Here is a 16449-nt window from a genome sequence, read left to right on the forward strand (position 1 = left end):
GGTTACTTTACTCCTGTGCCCGCGAAAAACAAAAGCCGTGTTCAGGGCCGCTCCGTGATGTGGAGGAGCGCTGCGGATGGCGGGCAGATCCGTACGGGGGCGTACTTGGAGGTGCCCAGCCCGTTGGAGACTTCCATCCACATGCGGCCGAAGCGGTGGAGGCCGGAGGCGCGCTCGCGGTCGATGTCGGCGTTGGTGACGATGGCTCGCTCGCCAGGTAGGCAGATCTGGCCGCCGTGGGTGTGGCCGGACAGCGCCAGTTGGTAGCCGTCGCGCTCGAAGGCGTCGAGGACTTCCCGGTAGGGGGCGTGGAGAAGCGCGATGGAGAGGTCGGCGTCAGCGTTGGGGGCGCCGGCGATGGTGGAGTAGTCGTGAAGGTTGTGGTGTGGGTCGTCGACGCCTGCGAGGGCGAGGCGGACGTCGTTAATTTTGAACTCGAGCCTGCGGTGTGTGGCGTCGTGCCAGCCGTGCTCCTGGAATGCGGCGCGCATGCCTTCCCAGGGGAGGTCGACGTAGGAGGGCTCGCGCTTCGTGCCGAGGAGGTACTTGAAGGGGTTGACGGGGCGGGGCGCCCAGTAGTCGTTGGTGCCGAAGACGAAGGCGCCCGGGACGTCGAGGAGCGGTCCGAGGGCCTGGAAGACCCAAGGCACGCCCTTGGGGTCGGAGAGGTTGTCCCCGGTGTTGATCACCAGGTCGGGTTGGAGTTCGGCGAGGCTGGAGACCCAGGCGACTTTGGCGCGTTGGCCTGGGATCATGTGGAGGTCGCTGACGTGCAAGATGTCGAAGGAGTCCCGCCCGTTGAGGGTGCCGGGAGGGAGGAGGGGGAGGGTGTATTCCTTCAGTCGGTAGTTGTTGAGTTGGCTCACGCCGTACGCGGCGGTGGCCATGCCGGTCGCAGCGATGACGCCGGCGGCACGCGTGAGGCGTTTGAGGGAAGTATTCACGCGTCCTAGCGTACAGATGGACTACGCTTTCCCACATGAGTGAATTGAAAGCACAGCTGCGCGCAGACCTGAAGACCGCGATGAAGGCGAAGGAGAAGGAACGCACCGGCACGATCCGTATGTTGCTGGCCGCCATCCAGACCGCTGAGACCGAGGGCACGAAGCACGAGGTGGACGATGCGGAGATCCTGAAGATCATTGCCCGCGAGGTGAAGAAGCGCCGCGAGTCCGCGGAGATTTACGCCACGAACGGCCGCCAAGAGCTTGCCGACGCCGAACTCCACGAAGCCGAAATCCTCGAGGCATACCAGCCTGCCCAGCTCACGGACGAGGAGGTTGATGCCCTGGTGGAGGAGGCCGTCGCCGAGGTCGGCGCCGAGTCCATGGCGCAGATGGGGCAGGTCATGAAAGCTGCGAATGCGAAAGCCGCCGGCCGTGTTGACGGCAAGCGGCTTTCCACGGCGGTCAAGGCCCGCCTGAGCTAGGGATGAACTAGGAACCAGCCTTATTGGAAGACGTTCGTGAGCGCATCGCGGGCGTCGTTAAGCGACTGCTGGATGCCGTCGAAGTCGACGGCGGGGGCCTGCGTGCTCGTTGGTGGCGGGGTGGACGCCGACGGTGACGCGGTGGGGGAGGCGGCGCTGCCGTCGGACACGTTGAGGGTCACCATGGTGCCCTGCGTGAGCGCGGGGTTGGCGGGGATCGCTGCGATGACGTTGCCGGCGGGCGCCCCGTTGCCGAAGACGGTTTGGGTGGTCACGTTGAACCCTTGCGCCTGGAGCTGCTGCTTCGCGGTGGCGGCTGGGAGGCCGACGACGGCGTCGAGCGCCGACTGCTTCGTGCCGCGCGTGTAGGTCGCGTTCGTTGGTGGTAGGCCGGCGGCCGCGGCGCCGGGCACGCCGTGGGCGGCTTGGAACCAGGTGCGCGCGGCCTCGTTGCCGCCGAACAGGTTGCCTGCGGAGCACTGGCGCACCGGGCCGGTGCACAGCGGGGTGGTCTGGGTGCCGTCATTGAAGATGTATGGCGCGCCGGCCATCCCGCGGGTGAACCCGAGGAACGCGGAGGACTGGTGGGACTCCGTGGTGCCGGTCTTGGCAGCGACGGGTGCGGTCCACCGGGAGGCGGCGGCTGCGTCCTTGGCGGTGCCGTCGATAGTGTCGTGTGACATGCCGAGGGCGAGCGCACCTGCGATGTCCGGGTCGATGACCTGCTCGCACGGCGGGCGCTGGATGAACACTTCCTGCCCGTGCTTATCCACGACGCTCTTGATCGGGTTCGGCTCGCACCAGCGGCCACCCGCGGCGAGCGTGGCGCCCACGTTGGAAAGTTCGAGCGGGTTCACGGCCGTGGGGCCGAGCACGAAGGAGCCCATGTTCTCTTCCTTCGCGGCTTGGGCGACGGAGCGGCCGTCGCCAAACGTATTGCGTTCGGTGTAGGAGCGAAGGCCCAGACGCACCGCCATATCCACTGTTGGGGTGACGCCGACGCTCTGGATGAGCTCGATGAACGAGGTGTTCGGGGACTGAGCCAGGGCGTCGCGCAGCGTCATCTGCGGCGGGTAGACGCCGGCGTTCTCCACGCAGTAGGCGCCCGGCGGGCAGCCGGCGGCTCCGCCCTTGCCCATGCCGTAGACCACGGAGCGTGCCGGGGTGTTCAGCATAGAGTCGAGGCCGTAGCCCTGCTCGAGCGCGGCCGCGGCGGTAAAGATCTTGAACACGGAACCGGCGCCATTGCCCACCATGGAGGTCGGCTGCGGCATGATCGTCTGGTGCTTCTCCAGCTCGAGGCCGTAGTAGCGCGAGGATGCCATCGCGAGGATGTCGCGGGAGTCCGCGCCGGGCCGGATCACGTTGAGGACCTCGGCCACGCCGTGGGTGGCTGGGTTGACGTTGTTACGCACCGCCTGCACCGTCGAGGCCTGCACCGCCGGGTCGAGGGTGGTGGTGATGGTGTAGGAGCCGCGCTCGATCTCGTCGAGGCTTAAGCCTTTGCTCTCCAGGTACTGCAGGGCGTAGTCGCACATAAAGCCTGCGTCACCGGCGGTGATGCAGCCGTCCGGCAAACCCTTCGGCTTGTCCACCACGCCCAGTGGGGTCGCCGCGTAGCGGTCCGCTTCCGCCTGCGTGAGGTGGCCTTCGTTCACCATGTTCTGCAGCACGGTGTTGCGGCGCTGCGTCGCGCCCTCCGGGTTCGTGTACGGGTTCAGGTACTCCACGGACTGCAGCAGCCCCACCAGCAGCGCCGCCTGCGGCGGGTTCAGTTCAGCGGCCGGGATGTCGAAATAGATGCGGGCTGCGGCCTCGATGCCGTAGGCGTGGTTTCCGAAGGAAACTAGGTTGAGGTAGCGGGTGAGGATCTCGTCCTTCGTCAGCGTCTTGTCCAGGTCGGATGCCATGCGCATTTCGCGCAGCTTCCTCGGGATCGACTGCTCGGTCGCCGCCTGCGCCTCCTCGTCGTTACCTGCCTCCACCAGCCACAGGTAGTTCTTCACGTACTGCTGATTAATTGTCGACGCCCCCTGCTCGACACCACCCGCCAGCACATTGGTCACCATGGCCCTCGCGAAGCCCTGCATATCAACGCCGTCGTGCATATAAAAGCGTCGATCCTCTGTGGAAACCAGCGCATGTTTTACATGCGCTGAAATTTTTTCGCTTGGAACCTCGTATCTACGCTGTTTGTATAACCACGCAATGGGGGTGCCGTTGACGTCCGTAACGGTCGTGACACCGGGGACATCGCCGTGTGTCAGGTCGAGCAGATTCGACTGCATTGTATTCGCGGTGCGCGCAATCGCGAGGCCCGTCAGGCCTGCGACCGGCGCCAAACACAGGGCAATCGCCAGCGCAACGGCGCAAAGGCCGAGCAAAAGGTTTCCAAAGGAACGAAGTGCACTCACACCGTTACCTTAAATGAAACGCGGGGGAGAGTGAATAGGACGCCCCCACCTTTCGTGTGATGCATTTTACAAGCTGCATACCCTGTGAATACACTTACAAGCGCTTAATGGGTCTAAGTATTATACTTTGCCTCCGCTTGAAAGGAGACCGATTCATGACTGCCACTCTTGGAACCGCGACTTGCGAGGACACCCGCGCCATTCCGCGCCGCGTGAACTCTGCTGGGGATTTGTGTTTGACCGTGGGGAGTGGATTACGCGTGCAATCTGTCGCACAGGTGACCCAGACGCTCTCTTCGTGCAAGGTGCCGAGCAGCGCAAGGCCGCAGAAATTTGTCGACGCTGCCCCGTCCAACTCGAGTGCCTCGCCGAGGCCCTCGAAAACCGGGTCGAGTTCGGCGTGTGGGGCGGCCTGACCGAGCGTCAGCGCCGCGCCGTCCTGCGCAAGAACCCACAGGTCAACGACTGGGGCGAGCACCTCGTCGCCTGGCCGCGAGATTATCGGCCTCTAGAATTCGTCTAGGGTAGTGGCCATGACGAAATGGGAATACGCAACGGTTCCGTTGCTCACACACGCCACGAAGCAAATCCTGGACTCCTGGGGCGAGGACGGCTGGGAACTGGTCACCGTCACCCCAGGGCCGACGCCGGACAGCGTCGTCGCTTACATGAAGCGCCCGCTGGAGTAGGCCATGGCACACACTGATTGGGCCGCGCGCCTTACCGAACTCGGCATCACCCTGCCCGCCGTCGCCGCGCCCGTCGCGGCCTACGTTCCCGCGGTGCAGACCGGCAACCACGTGCACACCTCCGGGCAGCTCCCATTTATCGACGGCACCCTGCCCGCCACCGGCAAAGTCGGCGCGGACGTCTTCGCCGAGGACGCCTACGGCTACGCCCGGCAGGCCGCCCTCAACGCGTTAGCTGCCGTCGATAATTTGGTGGGCCTCGAGCGCATCAAGCGCGTGGTGAAAGTTGTGGGCTTCGTCGCCTCCGACCCGGCCTTCACCGGCCAGCCAGGCGTGATCAACGGCGCCTCCGACGTCATCGGCGACATTTTTGGCGATGCCGGCGCCCACGCCCGCTCCGCCGTCGGCGTTGCCGTGCTGCCGCTCGACAGCCCAGTGGAAGTGGAGATCGTCGTCGAGCTGCAGTGATACCGCGCGGTGCCCCTAAGCGGGGGAATCGCGTTGTTTCGCAGCAAAATCCGCGCGCAAGGCGGTAGGGTGGGTGGCATGCAGCATCCCGCTTATAGTCAGTTGCGTCCTGTAACGGCATCCGTCGCGGTCGTTCTTGCGCCCAATCCAAGCTACGCGGCGCTCGAAGGCACAAACTCCTGGGTTGTGCGCGACCCCGAAGACGAGTACAGCATCGTCGTCGACCCGGGCCCAGAAGACGAAGGCCACCTCAACGTCCTGCAGTCTAAAGCGGACAAGGTTGCCCTCATCCTGCTGACTCACCGCCACCACGACCACGCCGACGGCGCCCGCCGCTTCTCGCAGCTCACCGGCGCCCCAATCCGTGCTCTTGACGCCCGCTACACCCACGGCGCCGAGCCACTCACCGATGGCGAAATCATCTCCATCGAAGGCGTCTCCCCCAAGATCCAGGTCGTTGCGACCCCGGGCCACACCGCGGACTCTACCTGCTTCTTCGTCTACACCCACGACGTCGAAGATGACCAGCTCGAAGGCATCATTACCGGCGATACCATCGCCGGCCGCCACACCACCATGATCTCTGAAACCGACGGCGACTTGGCCCAATACCTGGAAACGCTGTCCATGCTGGAGCGCCGCGGTAAGAACATCCCGCTGCTGCCAGGTCACGGACCTGATGCCCCGGACCTCTCCGCTTTCGCCCGCAAGTACATCGACCGCCGCGAGCAGCGCCTCGACCAGATCCGTGAGGCCCTGAAGAAGTACGGCGAGGACGTAGACATCAACACCCTTGTCGACGCCATCTACGACGACGTCGACCCAGTCCTCCGCGGCGCCGCGGAACAGTCCACGCGCGTCGCCCTGCGTTACCTGAAGGAACACTAGTTCCTGGCGTTTCGAGTTCTAGAGCCCTAGTTGCCTTAGTCGTGGATGCTGGCAGCTAGGGCTTTTGTGTTGCCTTTGGTGCTTGGCCCAATCTGCTCGGCACCAGATTCCGGGATTTCAACAGGCCGGTCTGCAAAAGCCCAGGTCGCCGAAGCCGAGTGTGGGAATTTGGTGCACACTCCCAGGGCTCCAGTGCCAAGGGACGCAATCCAGAAGAAGCTAGACATTCAAACAGCCTGGTAGAAAAAGGACTACTCAAAAGAAGGTACGTCCTTTGGCACTGGCGGTGAAGGGGGGACCTCACAAGTGCAGAAGAAAACCCCCGGGGAAGGCCCGGGGGCTCACAAAACAGGCAAAAACTAGAACAGCAGCCTACCGCGCGCGGCGGGCGAGGTGCTCCGTGTTCACGATGACCACGGACTTGCCTTCGAGGCGGATCCAGTCGCGGTGGGCGAAGGTTGCCAGGGCTTTGTTGACGGTCTCGCGGGAGGCGCCGACAAGCTGGGCGATTTCTTCCTGGGTGAGGTCGTGGTTCACGCGCAGGACGCCGCCTTCCTGGGTGCCGAACCGGTTGGCCAGCTGGAGGAGGGTTTTGGCAACGCGGCCGGGGACGTCGGTGAAGATGAGGTCGGCGAGGGACGCGTTGGTGCGGCGGAGGCGGCGGGCCAGGACGCGGAGGAGCTGCTGGGAGATTTCAGGGTGGTTGTCGATCCACTTCTTCAGCAGCGTGGAGTCCATGGTGGCCGCGGTGACTTCGGTGACGCACACTGCGGAGGAGGTGCGTGGTCCTGGGTCGAAGATGGACAGTTCGCCGAACATGTCGGAGGGGCCCATGACGGAGAGGAGGTTTTCGCGTCCGTCGGGGGCGTGGCGCGCGAGTTTCACTTTGCCGCTGATGATGATGTAGAGGCGGTTGCCGGGTTCACCTTCGTCGAAAATGGTGGTGCCGCGGTTGAAGGTGACTGTTTCCATGTCTTGGATCAGTGCTGCGACGGCCGCGGGATCCACGCCTTGAAATATGCCCGCGCGGGCGAGAATTTCGTGTGCGCCTTCCATGAATCCTCCTTGTGGACGGGTGTGACAGTCCCGTGTCGGTTGTCACGTTAGCTCTTGAAGTGTGCGTGAGTCACACCACACTGGAACTGTACCACTAGTCGACGACTGCGGACTCTAGGTGTTCCATTCCTATGGTGAACAGCCCGAGAATGAGGGGAATCGCGACGACTAAGAGTACTGCCATGCGTCCATCGTATCGCTTACCCCGTTAAGGTGAGAAAGCATGTCTGGTTCGTTGACGCCGCAGCAGCGGCGGGTCCCTGGTAAGCATCCGGTGTTGAAGGGGGAGGTGTCGCCGTTGGCGCGGAAGCGTCGCGCGCGGAGGATTAATCGTACGCTGGCGAAAGCGTTCCCTGATGCCCATGCGGAGTTGGATTTTTCGAACCCGCTGGAGTTGCTTGTGGCGACGGTGTTGTCGGCGCAGACGACGGATGTGCGGGTGAATCAGGTCACCCCCGCGCTGTTCCGGGCGTACCCGACGGCGGCGGATTATGCGGCGGCGTCGCAGGCGGAGGTGGAGGAGATCATTCGCCCGACGGGTTTCTTCCGTGCGAAGGCTGCGAACTTGATTGGGTTGGGGCAGAAGTTGGTGTCGGATTTTGGTGGTGAGGTGCCGGTCGCGTTGGAGGACTTGGTCAGCTTGCCGGGTGTGGGGCGCAAGACGGCGCACGTTGTGCGGGGGAATGCGTTTGGGAGGCCGGGGCTGACCGTCGATACGCATTTTCAGCGTTTGATGCACAGGCTGAAGCTTATCGACGCCTCCTTGGGCTCGAACGCGGTGAAGATTGAGCATGCTGTGGCGGAGTTGATTGAGCCTTCGGAGTGGACGATGTTTTCGCATCGGATCATTTTTGAGGGCCGGAGGGTGTGTCATGCCAAGTCGCCGGCGTGTGGTGTCTGCCCTATCGCGTACGATTGTCCCAGCTTTGGTCTGGAGGGTCCGACGGATCCTGCTGAGGCGGCGAAACGTGTCAAGGGCGAGATGGAGCAGGTGTGAGCGCGAGTAGGTCGGTGGTTGCGAGCGTCGCTGCGATTGTGGTGGTGTCGGCGCTGGTGGTTGGGGGTGCGTGGCAGTTGTTGCGCCCTGGGGAACCGGCGCAGCCGGGTAACCAGCCCGCCACGACGGCGCAGGTGGCGCAGCGCCCGGATTGCCCGGGCCCGACTGTGGCCGGCGTCGCGTTGCCGTGTTTGGGTGGGGAGTCGGGCCAGGAGTCGGAGTCGGGCTTGACGGTGGTGAACGTGTGGGCGTGGTGGTGCGAGCCGTGCCGCGCGGAGTTGCCGTTGTTTGACGCGCTGGCGGAGGCGCACCCGGACGTGCGCGTGGTGGGTGTGCACGCGGATGGTAACGCTGCGAATGGGGCGGCGTTGTTGGGGGATCTGGGTGTCGATGTGCCGAGTTACCAGGACGGTGAGAATGCGTTCGCGGGCGCGTTGGGGCTGCCTGCGGTGGTGCCGTTGACGTTGGTGTTGCGCGATGGGCGGCAGGTTGGGTTGTTCCCGAAGGAGTTCCACTCGCTGGAGGAGCTTGAGGAAGCGGTGGGGCTCTAGTGCTTATCGACGTCCTCATCCTCATCATCGTGCTCGCCGCCTGTGTGAGCGGTTGGCGGCGCGGTGCGTTTTCGGCGGTGCTGTCGGCGCTGGGCATTGTTGCCGGTTTGACGCTCGCGGTGGTGGGGCTGCCGCCGCTGATTCAGCGGGCGGACGCGCAGTGGGAGCGCGTGGCGGTGCTGATTGTGGTGGTTGTGCTGGTGGTATGCCTGGGGTCCTTCGCGGGATCGACGGTGGGTGACTGGATGCATGACCGGTTCCGACGGAAGGCGGCGCAGCGTCTCGATTCGCTGTTCGGTGCCCTGTTCCAGGGGGCCGTGGCGGTGGCGTTGGTGTGGTGCGTGTGTATGCCGTTGGCGGCGTCGTTGCCGGGGGCGTGGGCGAAGCACTTGCAGAGCTCGCGGGTGCTCACGCAGATTGATGCTGCGATGCCGGCGGCGGGCAAGCAGTTGCCGTTGCAGGTGGCGGCGGTGCTGGCGGATTCGGGTCTGCCGCCGCTGATTTCCCCGTTTGCCTCGGATGGGCATGCGGAGGTCGACGCCCCGGACCCGTCGGTTGCGCGCCCCGAGCTTGTCGACGCCGTCCGCGCCTCCGTGGTGCACGTGATGGGGGACGCGGAGTCCTGCAGTCGGCGGCTGATGGGCTCCGGATTCGTGATCGAGGACGGCTACGTGCTCACCAACGCGCACGTGGTGGCGGGTACGGAGACGGTGTCCCTGGACACGGTGCTTGGGGTGAAGAAGGCAAAAGTGGTCTTCTACGACTCGGAGGCGGACATCGCGGTGCTGCACGCGGAGGCGCTGGGGATCGCGCCGCTGCGCTGGGCGGAGGGCACGCTGCGCACCGGCGACAGCGCCCTGGTGATGGGTTTCCCGGAGTCCGGCCCGTTTGAAGCGATGCCGGTGCGGGTGCGCAACCAAGTCAGCCTGTCTGGCCCCGATATTTACGCGAAGCGGCACGTGCAACGCCAGGTGTATACGATCCGCGGCAATATCCGTCAGGGCAACTCGGGTGGGCCGATGCTGACCCCGTCCGGCGGTGTCGCGGGCATGGTGTTTGGCGCCTCTGTGGACGCCACGGAGACCGGTTACGTGCTCACCGCGCAGCAGATCCTGGAGCGTACGGGCGAGATCGCTGGGCTGCGTGAGCAGGTTGGTACGGGGGCGTGCGTCGGGCGCTAGCTACATGCGGGCTTCGATGCGCGCGAGCTCCAGAATGTAGGGCAGCGCGTTGGTGATGTGGGTGCCGTCCCGGCGCAGGCGCAGGTGGTCGGCGGTGGCGTCCTCGGGCTGGTTGCGCAGCAGGTCACGCAGCCACAGTTGGTCGAAGAGGGCCGGGAAGTGGCGGTAGAGGGGCGTCGGCACAAAGGCGGCTTTGCTGCCGGTCCATGGTGCTGAGGTGTGGCGCGTGACCAGGTGCGGGGACCGCTCCCGCAGCGTGTTCGTGATCACGGTGGAGGCGCCCGCGCTGATCACCTCCGCGGAGTCGTGGCCCAGCGTGTGGATCGCGCCCTTCAGGTCACCGGCGTGCAGCAGGAGGGCGTCGCCGCTGCGGCGCACCGGCTTGTCGGACAGACCGCAGCCACGCAGGTCGAGGGCTGCGACGTGATAGCCGGAATCGGCAAAGTCGGCGATGCGGTTGCGGTAGTCATACCAGCCGCCGAACGCGCTGTGCAGCAGCAACAGCAGGGGATTCGTAGGGTCGCCCGCGACGGCCGCATGCAGACGCAACCCACGAGTGTGCAACCACTCGTGGGTAAAAGGACCAGGTAGGTCGATAGCCGAAGGGGACGTCGAAAAGTCTGGCACGCCCTAGTTCGAGCCCGTGTAGAGCCCCGAGCTGTCCTTGGCAAGGTTCTTCTGTGCCTGGCCTGGGCGCAGGTTCTTCAGCTCGTTGACGGAATCGATGGTCTTCTTCGGCGCGCGGATCTTCTTCAGGCTCTTCACGCCGACCAGCGCCAGGATGCCCGCCAGGGCGATCATGATGGCGAAGACAATCAGGAACGCCCAACCCCGGTGCATCCAGGAGGACAGCATCTCGGCGAACGCGAAGAAGAGGAAGAAGGAGGAGTACAGGGCGATAACCCCTGCGACGCCCAGCAGGCCGCCGCCGACGGCGCCCTTCTTGGCCTCGCCGATAACCTCGGCTTTCGCCAGCTCAATCTCGCCGCGAACCAGGGTGGATACCTGCTCGGAGGCGTTCGAAATCAACGTACCGATGGAGTCCTTGCCCGGGTGGGTGACATCGGTGTCGTGCAAAGGAATCGAGTTAACCTTTGCGGACACTGCGGACGTTCCACTGGTGTACAGACCTTCGTTGCTCACTGTATGTTCAACCTTCCTGCGATTATTGAATACACTCAACCCTAGCAACCATTGATGGGATTTGTCGCACACCCTCAGGGCTTAGGCAGACTTATCTTTCTTCATGGCCTTTGCCAGCAGCGTCCCTGCCACGGCTAACGCGGTCACGCCCGCGATGACGGACGCCCCGATACCGACTTCTTTCGCGTTCGGGATCTGGATCAGCGGCTCCGGATTCTTGAACGTCTGCACGTCCCAGCCTTCCGCCTGCGCGTGCTTGCGCAGCGCCCGGTCCGGGTTGACTGCGACGGGGTTGCCCACCAGCTCCAGCATGGGGATGTCGGTGGCGGAGTCGGAGTAGGCGTAGCTGCGATCCAGGTCGTAGCCGTGTTCGGCGACGAATTCGCGGATGGCTTCGGCCTTGGCGTCGCCTTTGAGGTAGCGGGTGATGCGGCCGGTGAGGGTGCCGTCGACAACCTCGACCTCGCTGGCGACAATCATGTCGATGCCCAGCTCCTTCGCAATCGGCGCGACCAAAATATTTGCCGACGCCGAGATAATAATGACGTCGTGGCCGAGCTTACGGTGCGCCTCGATGAGCTCGCGGGCCTCCGAGTAGATCGCCGGGGTGATCACGTTGTGCATCGTTTCGGTGGTGACAGCGGTGACGTCCTCGACGCTCCAACCAGTAATCATGTTGGCTAGGTTGTCGCGGGTGGTGTCCATCTGTTCGCTGCTCTGCCCGACGAGCATGTAGGCGGCCTTGGTCAGGTAGAGGTCCAGCGCTTCCTGGCGTGTGATCATGCCGTTGTTCAGGAACTCTTTGCCGAACGCGAACACGGACGACGTGGCGATGATCGTCTTATCCAGATCAAAAAACGCCGCTACCGGTGCCGAATTCGAAGCCATGAGGCACATTCTAACGCCACATACACGAACGCGTTGGGCTGTGCAGAATGTTATCCACAAATCAGGGTCGAGCGTTCAGGCAACAGGGGAGTTATCCACAGGCGCGTTCCAAACCGTTGTGGGGCGGTTGTGGCGTGGGTGATGCTCGAAGCCATGAGCACGCACAACATCACCATCGCCGTCAGCGACGCGGCGCTGCACCCCGAGGCCATGCACCTCGCGGCGGCAACAGGTATGCCCGTCACCGACCTCAGTAGCGCCGAGCCGGCGGAGGTCGCCCGCCGTTGTGAGCAGGCCTTCGCCATACTTATCGACGCCCACTTCGCCACCTACCTGCCACCCGCGGTACTGCGCCGCCCGAATTGTTTCGAGCTCGGCCAGCAGCGCGGCGCCTACGACGTCCCGGATCAGTCCGGACAGCTGCTGCGCGCGATTGGGGCGCTGCGGACACCGAAGGAACGCGGCAGGGTCATCGGCGTGGTGGGCGCGTCCGGCGGCGTGGGCGCCTCGACGTTTGCGGCGGCGTGCGCCAGGGCCGCGGCCCCGTCGACCCTGGTTGATGGGCACGCGCACTCCGGCGGGCTGGACCTGCTGCTCGGTATCGAGGAGGAGATCGGCGCGCGGTGGGGCGAGATCGCGATCGGGGAGGGCGCGGTCGCCCGCGAGGACGTGCGCCGCGCGCTGCCCGCCACCCCGGACGGCGTGGCGGTGATGACGTGTAGCAGGGAGGTCTCCGGCGCTGGTCTCGGGGATGGTGTGGATGAACTTGAGGCGCTGGTGGAGGTGCTCGGCACCGGCGGGGTGACCGTGGTGGACGCCCCGTGCGCGCAGCTGCCCGCGCGCTGCGACGTAGTGGCGATCCTGGTCGCCCCGCAGGTCAGGGCGGTGTCCGCGGCGGCGCAACTGGTCGCCCAGTGCGAGCGAGCCGGGCTGCGGCACGTGCTGGTGGTCAGGGACATCGGGTGGGCTGGCATCGGCGTGGACGAGATCGCCGCGATTGCGGGTTCGCGGGTGGTGGCCACCATCGGCCAGGTCCGCGGGCTGACGAAGCGCGTCGAGCAGCGCGGCCTGCCGCAGCGGTTGCCTACTGGGCTTGCGAAGGCGGCAAAAGCTGTGCTCGAGGAGGTGGCCTAGTGGATTGGGACTTGTTACTACGCGTGCAACGCCGCATGGCCGACGAGCCCGGGGAGATCGACGCCACCCGGCTTGCAGCGCTGATCCGTGAAGAGGCCGTCGTCATCAGTGACGTGGACGTGCTGGCGGCGATGCGCCAACTTCGCGACGACACCTCCGGCGCCGGGCCCCTGGAACCGCTGCTCGCCGACGGGGAGGTGACCGACATCTGCGTCAACGCCCCCGACCGCGTGTTCGTGGACCGCGGGCACGGCCTCGAGCGCAGCGAGATCCGCTTCGACTCCGAGGAGTCCGTGCGCCGCCTGGCCACGCGCCTGGCGCTGCGCTGCGGGCGCCGCCTTGACGACGCCCAACCCTACTGCGACGGCCATTTCCGCAGGCCGGACGGCTCGATTATCCGCTTCCACGCGGTGCTGGCGCCCACGGCCGTGGCGGGCACGTGCCTGTCGCTGCGCGTGCTGCGCACCACCACCGCGACCCTCGACGAGCTAGTGGCCAGCGGCACGATGGACGAGGAACGCGCCGAGATGCTCCGCGAGATCGTGCGGGCCCGGCGCGCCTTCGTCATCGTGGGCGGGACCGGGTCGGGCAAGACGACGTTGCTCTCCGCGATGCTTGCTGAGGTGGCGCCGCACGAGCGGATCCTGGCGATCGAGGACACCCTGGAGCTGACCCCGAACCACCCGCACGTGCTGAACCTGAATACGCGGGCGGTGAACACGGAGGGTGCGGGCCAGGTGACGATCGCGGACCTGGTGCGCCAGTCGTTGCGGATGCGCCCGGACCGGATCGTGGTGGGGGAGATCCGCGGGGCGGAGGTGACGGACCTCCTCGCGGCGCTGAACACCGGTCACGAGGGCGGCGCTGGCACCTTGCACGCCAACGCGATCGAGGAGGTCCCGGCCCGGTTTGAGGCGCTCGCCGCGCTCGGCGGGATGGGGCGCGACGCCCTGCACGCGCAGCTCGCGCCAGCCCTGGACACGGTGATTGTGATGCAGCGCCGCCCCGACGGCCGCCGCGTCCTGCACCAGGTCGGCGCTCTGGAGGGCAACCCGGTGACCACGCGAGTGATTTGGCAGCGGCCATGACGTACCTGTTCGCATTCGCGGCCTGTGTGGCCTGGACGGGAGGGGTGCCTGTGCGTCGGATTCGCCCGCGTGCGGTGTCCTGGGGGTGGGTGCCGCCGGTGGCGCTCGCTGTGGCGCTGCTGGTCATCGTGACGGATCGCGCGGCGGTGGTTATCGCTGCCGCGCTCGCCGGGGCGACGGTGCTCTACGCCTACTCGCGGCGCCGCGCCGGGCAGGCGTTGGTGCGGCGCCAGGAGGCGGCCTCGCAGTTTTTCGGCCACATCAGCGCCAGCCTGCAGGCAGGTTCCTCGCTTCTCGACGCCACCCTTCGCGCCACCGACCAACTCCCCGACACCACCCCCACCGACCTGCTTGCCGACGCCTCCCTGTTCTGCCACGTGCTAAGCACCGGCGACGCCGCGGGGCTTCGCACCCCGGAGCTGTCCCGGGTGGAGGCCCTGTGGCGGGTCGGGGTGCAACGCGGCGTGCCGATCGCCTCCCTGGTCACCGCCGCACGCGAGGAGATCGACGCTGCGCTGCGCCACCGCGCCGCCACCGCCGCGGCGTTGGCCGGGCCGAAGACGAGCGCGGTGGTGCTCTCCCTGCTTCCGCTGGCCGGGATCGGTATGGGCGCCGCGATGGGGGCGCGCCCGCTGCACTTTTTGACCGGCACCAACTTGGGCGGGGTGCTGCTCATTGCCGGCACCGCGCTGGTGGGGGCCGGTTTCTGTACGTCACAACACATCATTGAAAGGGCAACCCAATGAGTACGTTTGTTACCGCTTTGTGCGTCGCTGGCGCGATGGCCGTCGCCGGGCACAGCCCACGCGGCCGGGTGGGGCGCGACGTGACCCGTGCGCCGAAGACCCCGCGGGACGGGCCGTCGCCAAGCCCCGGCAGGAGCGCAACCGACATCCGGCTCTTCGCGGCGTGCTGCCGCGCAGGCCTGCCGGTTGCCGCTGCCGCGGGCGCAGTGGCCGACACCCACGGCGAGGACCCAAGCCCCTGGCACACCGTGGCGGCGCTCAGCGCGCTCGGGGCCGATCCGGCACGCGCCTGGGCGGAACTGCACACAGTGCCGGGCGGTGAGGAGCTCGCGCACCTGGTGGCCTTATCTAACGCCACGGGTGCAACCCTCGCCGCGGGTTGCGAGCGCATCGCGGTCAGCTTGACCGCAGACGCCGCCGACCACGCCACCGCCCGCGCCGAGCGCGCCGGGGTGCTCATCGCACTCCCACTGACCGCTTTCTTCCTGCCGGCGTTCTTCGTCCTCGGCTTGGCGCCCGTGGTGGTCAGCCTGGGCCAAACCCTGTTTTAAAACACCAACAACTAATAAGGAGATAAAAATGTCTATGAATCTTGTTCACGCTGCAGCTGCCCGAATTATCACGCGCATGCAGGCGAAACTATCCAACGACGACGGGCTTTCGACCATCGAATACGCCTTTGGTACTTTGGCTGCCGCGGCCCTTGCCGGGGTGCTCTACATGGTGGTCACCAGCAACGGCGTCTCCGACGCCATCGAAGGCGTGATCACCGACGCGCTGACCAACAAGCCGGGCTAGCCCATGAACACCATCGAGGCAGCGCTCTCCCTGAGCGCCCTGGTGGTCGTCGCCGGTGTGATCGTGGCGGCGCTGGCCGCGATGGGCGCCTACATCTCGGCGGTGGACATCGCCGGGGCCGCAGCCCGCGCGCACGCCATCGGCCTGGACTACGACCCGCCCGCCGGGCGCGTGACCACCCAGGAACGCGGCGGCATGGTCACCGTGACCGCCCGCGTGCGCGGCATGGAGGCCACCGCCGTCTTCCCAACCGAGTTCGGAGGCTAGACATGCTTGGTCAACTCCGAAGCGACGAAGGCTCCGCATCTGTCACCACGGCGGGCATCATCGCCGCGGTGACCGCGCTGGCTCTTGCGGTTGCGGCGGTGGTTGCCGGGGTGGCGAACACCCATCGGGCGCGCGTCGCCGCCGACCTCGCAGCTGTCGCCGCGGCCACCGCCCTCTACCAAGGTGTCGAGGCCTGCTCCACCGCCAACGACACCGCCCAGGCCAACGGTGGAAGCGTCGACACGTGCGAGGTTGACGGGCCGGACGTGCAGGTCAGCGTGCGCGTCGGCCGGGCCGTGCAGAAGGCGCGCGCCGGGCCGGTCTAGCAGGTGAGTGGCGTCTCGTCGTGAGCATCTCAGTGCGCGTGTGGTCTGTGCGCCAGTTAGACGGACGCGAGTTTTTGATTGACTAGTGCGTTGAGAGAAATTCCCTCTGTTTTAGCGGCGATAACCAACCGCCGATGCAGCGACGGAGACGTGCGCACGTTGAACTTCCCCGAATAGTTACGACTCCCCAATGGCACGGGAACCACCTCGCCGGAGGCCTCCATGTCTTCGACAACCTCAGTCACAAGATCAATCAAACCGCGCTCGGCCTGGTGCCGATCTGCATCCAGCCAAGACAATGAGGGGAACTCAGCCACGGTCGCCACGTACTCCTGATCTTCTTCCGACCAGGAGACTTGATAGGTGTACTTATTGATGTCCATGCT

Annotated in this window: 21 protein-coding genes and 1 pseudogene; 15 read left to right on the forward strand and 7 right to left on the reverse strand. The window is 65.8% G+C overall.

From position 1 onward, the window contains the following. Window positions 1–41: 41 nt before the first annotated feature. The gene (locus R0V12_RS07070) at window positions 42–887 is read right to left on the reverse strand and encodes a metallophosphoesterase (protein WP_320073015.1); all 846 of its coding nucleotides are present in this window, start codon (window positions 885–887) and stop codon (window positions 42–44) included. Between the two features lie 92 nt (window positions 888–979). Here R0V12_RS07070 and R0V12_RS07075 point away from each other — a divergent pair, with 92 nt between their 5' ends. Then, window positions 980–1429, forward strand: a complete 450-nt coding sequence (locus R0V12_RS07075) for a GatB/YqeY domain-containing protein (RefSeq protein ID WP_070975162.1) — start codon at window positions 980–982, stop codon at window positions 1427–1429. 20 nt (window positions 1430–1449) lie between these two features. Here the strand turns inward: R0V12_RS07075 and R0V12_RS07080 are convergent, their stop codons facing one another. Beyond that, window positions 1450–3843 (reverse strand): transglycosylase domain-containing protein, encoded by a 2394-nt coding sequence (locus R0V12_RS07080; protein WP_413774850.1) that lies wholly within the window; start codon window positions 3841–3843, stop codon window positions 1450–1452. A 155-nt stretch (window positions 3844–3998) separates the two neighbouring features. Between R0V12_RS07080 and R0V12_RS07085 the strand changes: the two are divergent. The 4 genes and pseudogenes from R0V12_RS07085 to R0V12_RS07100 all read left to right on the forward strand — a co-directional run bounded on the left by R0V12_RS07085 (window position 3999) and on the right by R0V12_RS07100 (window position 5888). Next, window positions 3999–4355, forward strand: a pseudogene (locus tag R0V12_RS07085) (WhiB family transcriptional regulator). Window positions 4356–4376: 21 nt separating this feature from the next. Further along, window positions 4377–4532: a Sp36 family protein gene (locus tag R0V12_RS07090; RefSeq protein WP_145945277.1), complete on the forward strand. Its 156-nt coding sequence runs from the start codon at window positions 4377–4379 to the stop codon at window positions 4530–4532. Window positions 4533–4535: 3 nt separating this feature from the next. After that, window positions 4536–5000 carry a RidA family protein gene (locus tag R0V12_RS07095; protein ID WP_320072382.1) on the forward strand — a complete coding sequence of 155 codons (465 nt, stop codon included), beginning with the start codon at window positions 4536–4538 and terminating at the stop codon, window positions 4998–5000. A 78-nt stretch (window positions 5001–5078) separates the two neighbouring features. Beyond that, complete coding sequence (locus tag R0V12_RS07100) at window positions 5079–5888, forward strand: MBL fold metallo-hydrolase (RefSeq protein WP_070363614.1); 810 nt, start codon at window positions 5079–5081, stop codon at window positions 5886–5888. Window positions 5889–6260: 372 nt separating this feature from the next. Here R0V12_RS07100 and glxR read toward each other — a convergent pair whose 3' ends face one another. Beyond that, entirely contained in the window at window positions 6261–6944 is a 684-nt protein-coding gene (gene glxR / locus R0V12_RS07105; RefSeq protein ID WP_070363256.1) for a CRP-like cAMP-activated global transcriptional regulator GlxR, read from the reverse strand. Between the two features lie 223 nt (window positions 6945–7167). On the opposite strand from glxR, the gene nth reads away from it, so the two are divergent. Genes nth through R0V12_RS07120 form a run of 3 tightly spaced genes read left to right on the forward strand, consistent with a single transcriptional unit; the run spans window position 7168 to window position 9673 of the window. Continuing rightward, window positions 7168–7941, forward strand: a complete 774-nt coding sequence (nth, locus tag R0V12_RS07110; RefSeq protein ID WP_256006005.1) for an endonuclease III — start codon at window positions 7168–7170, stop codon at window positions 7939–7941. Continuing rightward, window positions 7938–8492 (forward strand): TlpA family protein disulfide reductase, encoded by a 555-nt coding sequence (locus R0V12_RS07115; protein ID WP_320072383.1) that lies wholly within the window; start codon window positions 7938–7940, stop codon window positions 8490–8492. Before nth ends, R0V12_RS07115 begins: the two co-directional genes overlap by 4 nt. After that, complete coding sequence (locus tag R0V12_RS07120) at window positions 8492–9673, forward strand: MarP family serine protease (RefSeq protein ID WP_320072384.1); 1182 nt, start codon at window positions 8492–8494, stop codon at window positions 9671–9673. The genes R0V12_RS07115 and R0V12_RS07120 overlap by 1 nt, the downstream gene beginning before the upstream one ends. Here R0V12_RS07120 and R0V12_RS07125 read toward each other — a convergent pair whose 3' ends face one another. The 3 genes from R0V12_RS07125 to R0V12_RS07135 all read right to left on the reverse strand — a co-directional run bounded on the left by R0V12_RS07125 (window position 9674) and on the right by R0V12_RS07135 (window position 11704). After that, window positions 9674–10300, reverse strand: a complete 627-nt coding sequence (locus R0V12_RS07125) for an alpha/beta fold hydrolase (RefSeq protein WP_071573609.1) — start codon at window positions 10298–10300, stop codon at window positions 9674–9676. Window positions 10301–10303: 3 nt separating this feature from the next. After that, window positions 10304–10816, reverse strand: a complete 513-nt coding sequence (locus tag R0V12_RS07130; protein ID WP_070363251.1) for a phage holin family protein — start codon at window positions 10814–10816, stop codon at window positions 10304–10306. An 81-nt stretch (window positions 10817–10897) separates the two neighbouring features. After that, on the reverse strand, window positions 10898–11704 hold the full coding sequence (locus R0V12_RS07135; RefSeq protein ID WP_256006011.1) for an HAD family hydrolase: 807 nt from the start codon (window positions 11702–11704) through the stop codon (window positions 10898–10900). Between the two features lie 153 nt (window positions 11705–11857). Between R0V12_RS07135 and R0V12_RS07140 the strand changes: the two genes are divergently transcribed. From R0V12_RS07140 to R0V12_RS07170, 7 genes are read left to right on the forward strand one after another with little or no spacing between them, the layout of a single operon-like run. After that, complete coding sequence (locus tag R0V12_RS07140) at window positions 11858–12838, forward strand: CpaE-like family protein (protein ID WP_256006013.1); 981 nt, start codon at window positions 11858–11860, stop codon at window positions 12836–12838. Further along, entirely contained in the window at window positions 12838–13926 is a 1089-nt protein-coding gene (locus R0V12_RS07145) for a TadA family conjugal transfer-associated ATPase (protein ID WP_320073017.1), read from the forward strand. Before R0V12_RS07140 ends, R0V12_RS07145 begins: the two co-directional genes overlap by 1 nt. Continuing rightward, entirely contained in the window at window positions 13923–14672 is a 750-nt protein-coding gene (locus tag R0V12_RS07150) for a type II secretion system F family protein (RefSeq protein WP_320072385.1), read from the forward strand. Before R0V12_RS07145 ends, R0V12_RS07150 begins: the two co-directional genes overlap by 4 nt. Then, the gene (locus R0V12_RS07155) at window positions 14669–15223 is read left to right on the forward strand and encodes a type II secretion system F family protein (RefSeq protein ID WP_071569544.1); all 555 of its coding nucleotides are present in this window, start codon (window positions 14669–14671) and stop codon (window positions 15221–15223) included. The genes R0V12_RS07150 and R0V12_RS07155 overlap by 4 nt, the downstream gene beginning before the upstream one ends. 34 nt (window positions 15224–15257) lie before the next feature. Beyond that, a complete protein-coding gene (locus R0V12_RS07160) occupies window positions 15258–15470 on the forward strand; it encodes a DUF4244 domain-containing protein (RefSeq protein WP_070363246.1) in 213 nt (70 codons plus the stop codon). Window positions 15471–15473: 3 nt separating this feature from the next. Next, the gene (locus R0V12_RS07165) at window positions 15474–15737 is read left to right on the forward strand and encodes a hypothetical protein (protein ID WP_070363245.1); all 264 of its coding nucleotides are present in this window, start codon (window positions 15474–15476) and stop codon (window positions 15735–15737) included. A 2-nt stretch (window positions 15738–15739) separates the two neighbouring features. After that, window positions 15740–16063, forward strand: a complete 324-nt coding sequence (locus R0V12_RS07170; RefSeq protein ID WP_070363244.1) for an Rv3654c family TadE-like protein — start codon at window positions 15740–15742, stop codon at window positions 16061–16063. Between the two features lie 56 nt (window positions 16064–16119). On the opposite strand, the gene R0V12_RS07175 is transcribed toward R0V12_RS07170, so the two are convergent. Continuing rightward, window positions 16120–16446 carry a type II toxin-antitoxin system HicB family antitoxin gene (locus R0V12_RS07175; protein ID WP_070363243.1) on the reverse strand — a complete coding sequence of 109 codons (327 nt, stop codon included), beginning with the start codon at window positions 16444–16446 and terminating at the stop codon, window positions 16120–16122. Window positions 16447–16449: the final 3 nt, after the last annotated feature.

Origin of the sequence: Corynebacterium sp. UMB2355A (genome assembly GCF_033877495.1) — a bacterium.
Taxonomy (GTDB): domain Bacteria; phylum Actinomycetota; class Actinomycetes; order Mycobacteriales; family Mycobacteriaceae; genus Corynebacterium; species Corynebacterium pseudogenitalium.

Excerpts from the sequence above, each read along its gene's own strand:
- R0V12_RS07070 (WP_320073015.1), bottom strand. The coding sequence starts at position 887 with ATGGCCACCGCCGCGTACGGCGTGAGCCAACTCAACAACTACCGACTG.
- R0V12_RS07075 (WP_070975162.1), top strand. The coding sequence starts at position 980 with ATGAGTGAATTGAAAGCACAGCTGCGCGCAGACCTGAAGACCGCGATG.
- R0V12_RS07090 (WP_145945277.1), top strand. The coding sequence starts at position 4,377 with ATGACGAAATGGGAATACGCAACGGTTCCGTTGCTCACACACGCCACG.
- R0V12_RS07095 (WP_320072382.1), top strand. The coding sequence starts at position 4,536 with ATGGCACACACTGATTGGGCCGCGCGCCTTACCGAACTCGGCATCACC.
- R0V12_RS07100 (WP_070363614.1), top strand. The coding sequence starts at position 5,079 with ATGCAGCATCCCGCTTATAGTCAGTTGCGTCCTGTAACGGCATCCGTC.
- glxR (WP_070363256.1), bottom strand. The coding sequence starts at position 6,944 with ATGGAAGGCGCACACGAAATTCTCGCCCGCGCGGGCATATTTCAAGGC.
- nth (WP_256006005.1), top strand. The coding sequence starts at position 7,168 with ATGTCTGGTTCGTTGACGCCGCAGCAGCGGCGGGTCCCTGGTAAGCAT.
- R0V12_RS07135 (WP_256006011.1), bottom strand. The coding sequence starts at position 11,704 with ATGGCTTCGAATTCGGCACCGGTAGCGGCGTTTTTTGATCTGGATAAG.
- R0V12_RS07140 (WP_256006013.1), top strand. The coding sequence starts at position 11,858 with ATGAGCACGCACAACATCACCATCGCCGTCAGCGACGCGGCGCTGCAC.
- R0V12_RS07150 (WP_320072385.1), top strand. The coding sequence starts at position 13,923 with ATGACGTACCTGTTCGCATTCGCGGCCTGTGTGGCCTGGACGGGAGGG.
- R0V12_RS07155 (WP_071569544.1), top strand. The coding sequence starts at position 14,669 with ATGAGTACGTTTGTTACCGCTTTGTGCGTCGCTGGCGCGATGGCCGTC.
- R0V12_RS07160 (WP_070363246.1), top strand. The coding sequence starts at position 15,258 with ATGAATCTTGTTCACGCTGCAGCTGCCCGAATTATCACGCGCATGCAG.
- R0V12_RS07165 (WP_070363245.1), top strand. The coding sequence starts at position 15,474 with ATGAACACCATCGAGGCAGCGCTCTCCCTGAGCGCCCTGGTGGTCGTC.
- R0V12_RS07170 (WP_070363244.1), top strand. The coding sequence starts at position 15,740 with ATGCTTGGTCAACTCCGAAGCGACGAAGGCTCCGCATCTGTCACCACG.
- R0V12_RS07175 (WP_070363243.1), bottom strand. The coding sequence starts at position 16,446 with ATGGACATCAATAAGTACACCTATCAAGTCTCCTGGTCGGAAGAAGAT.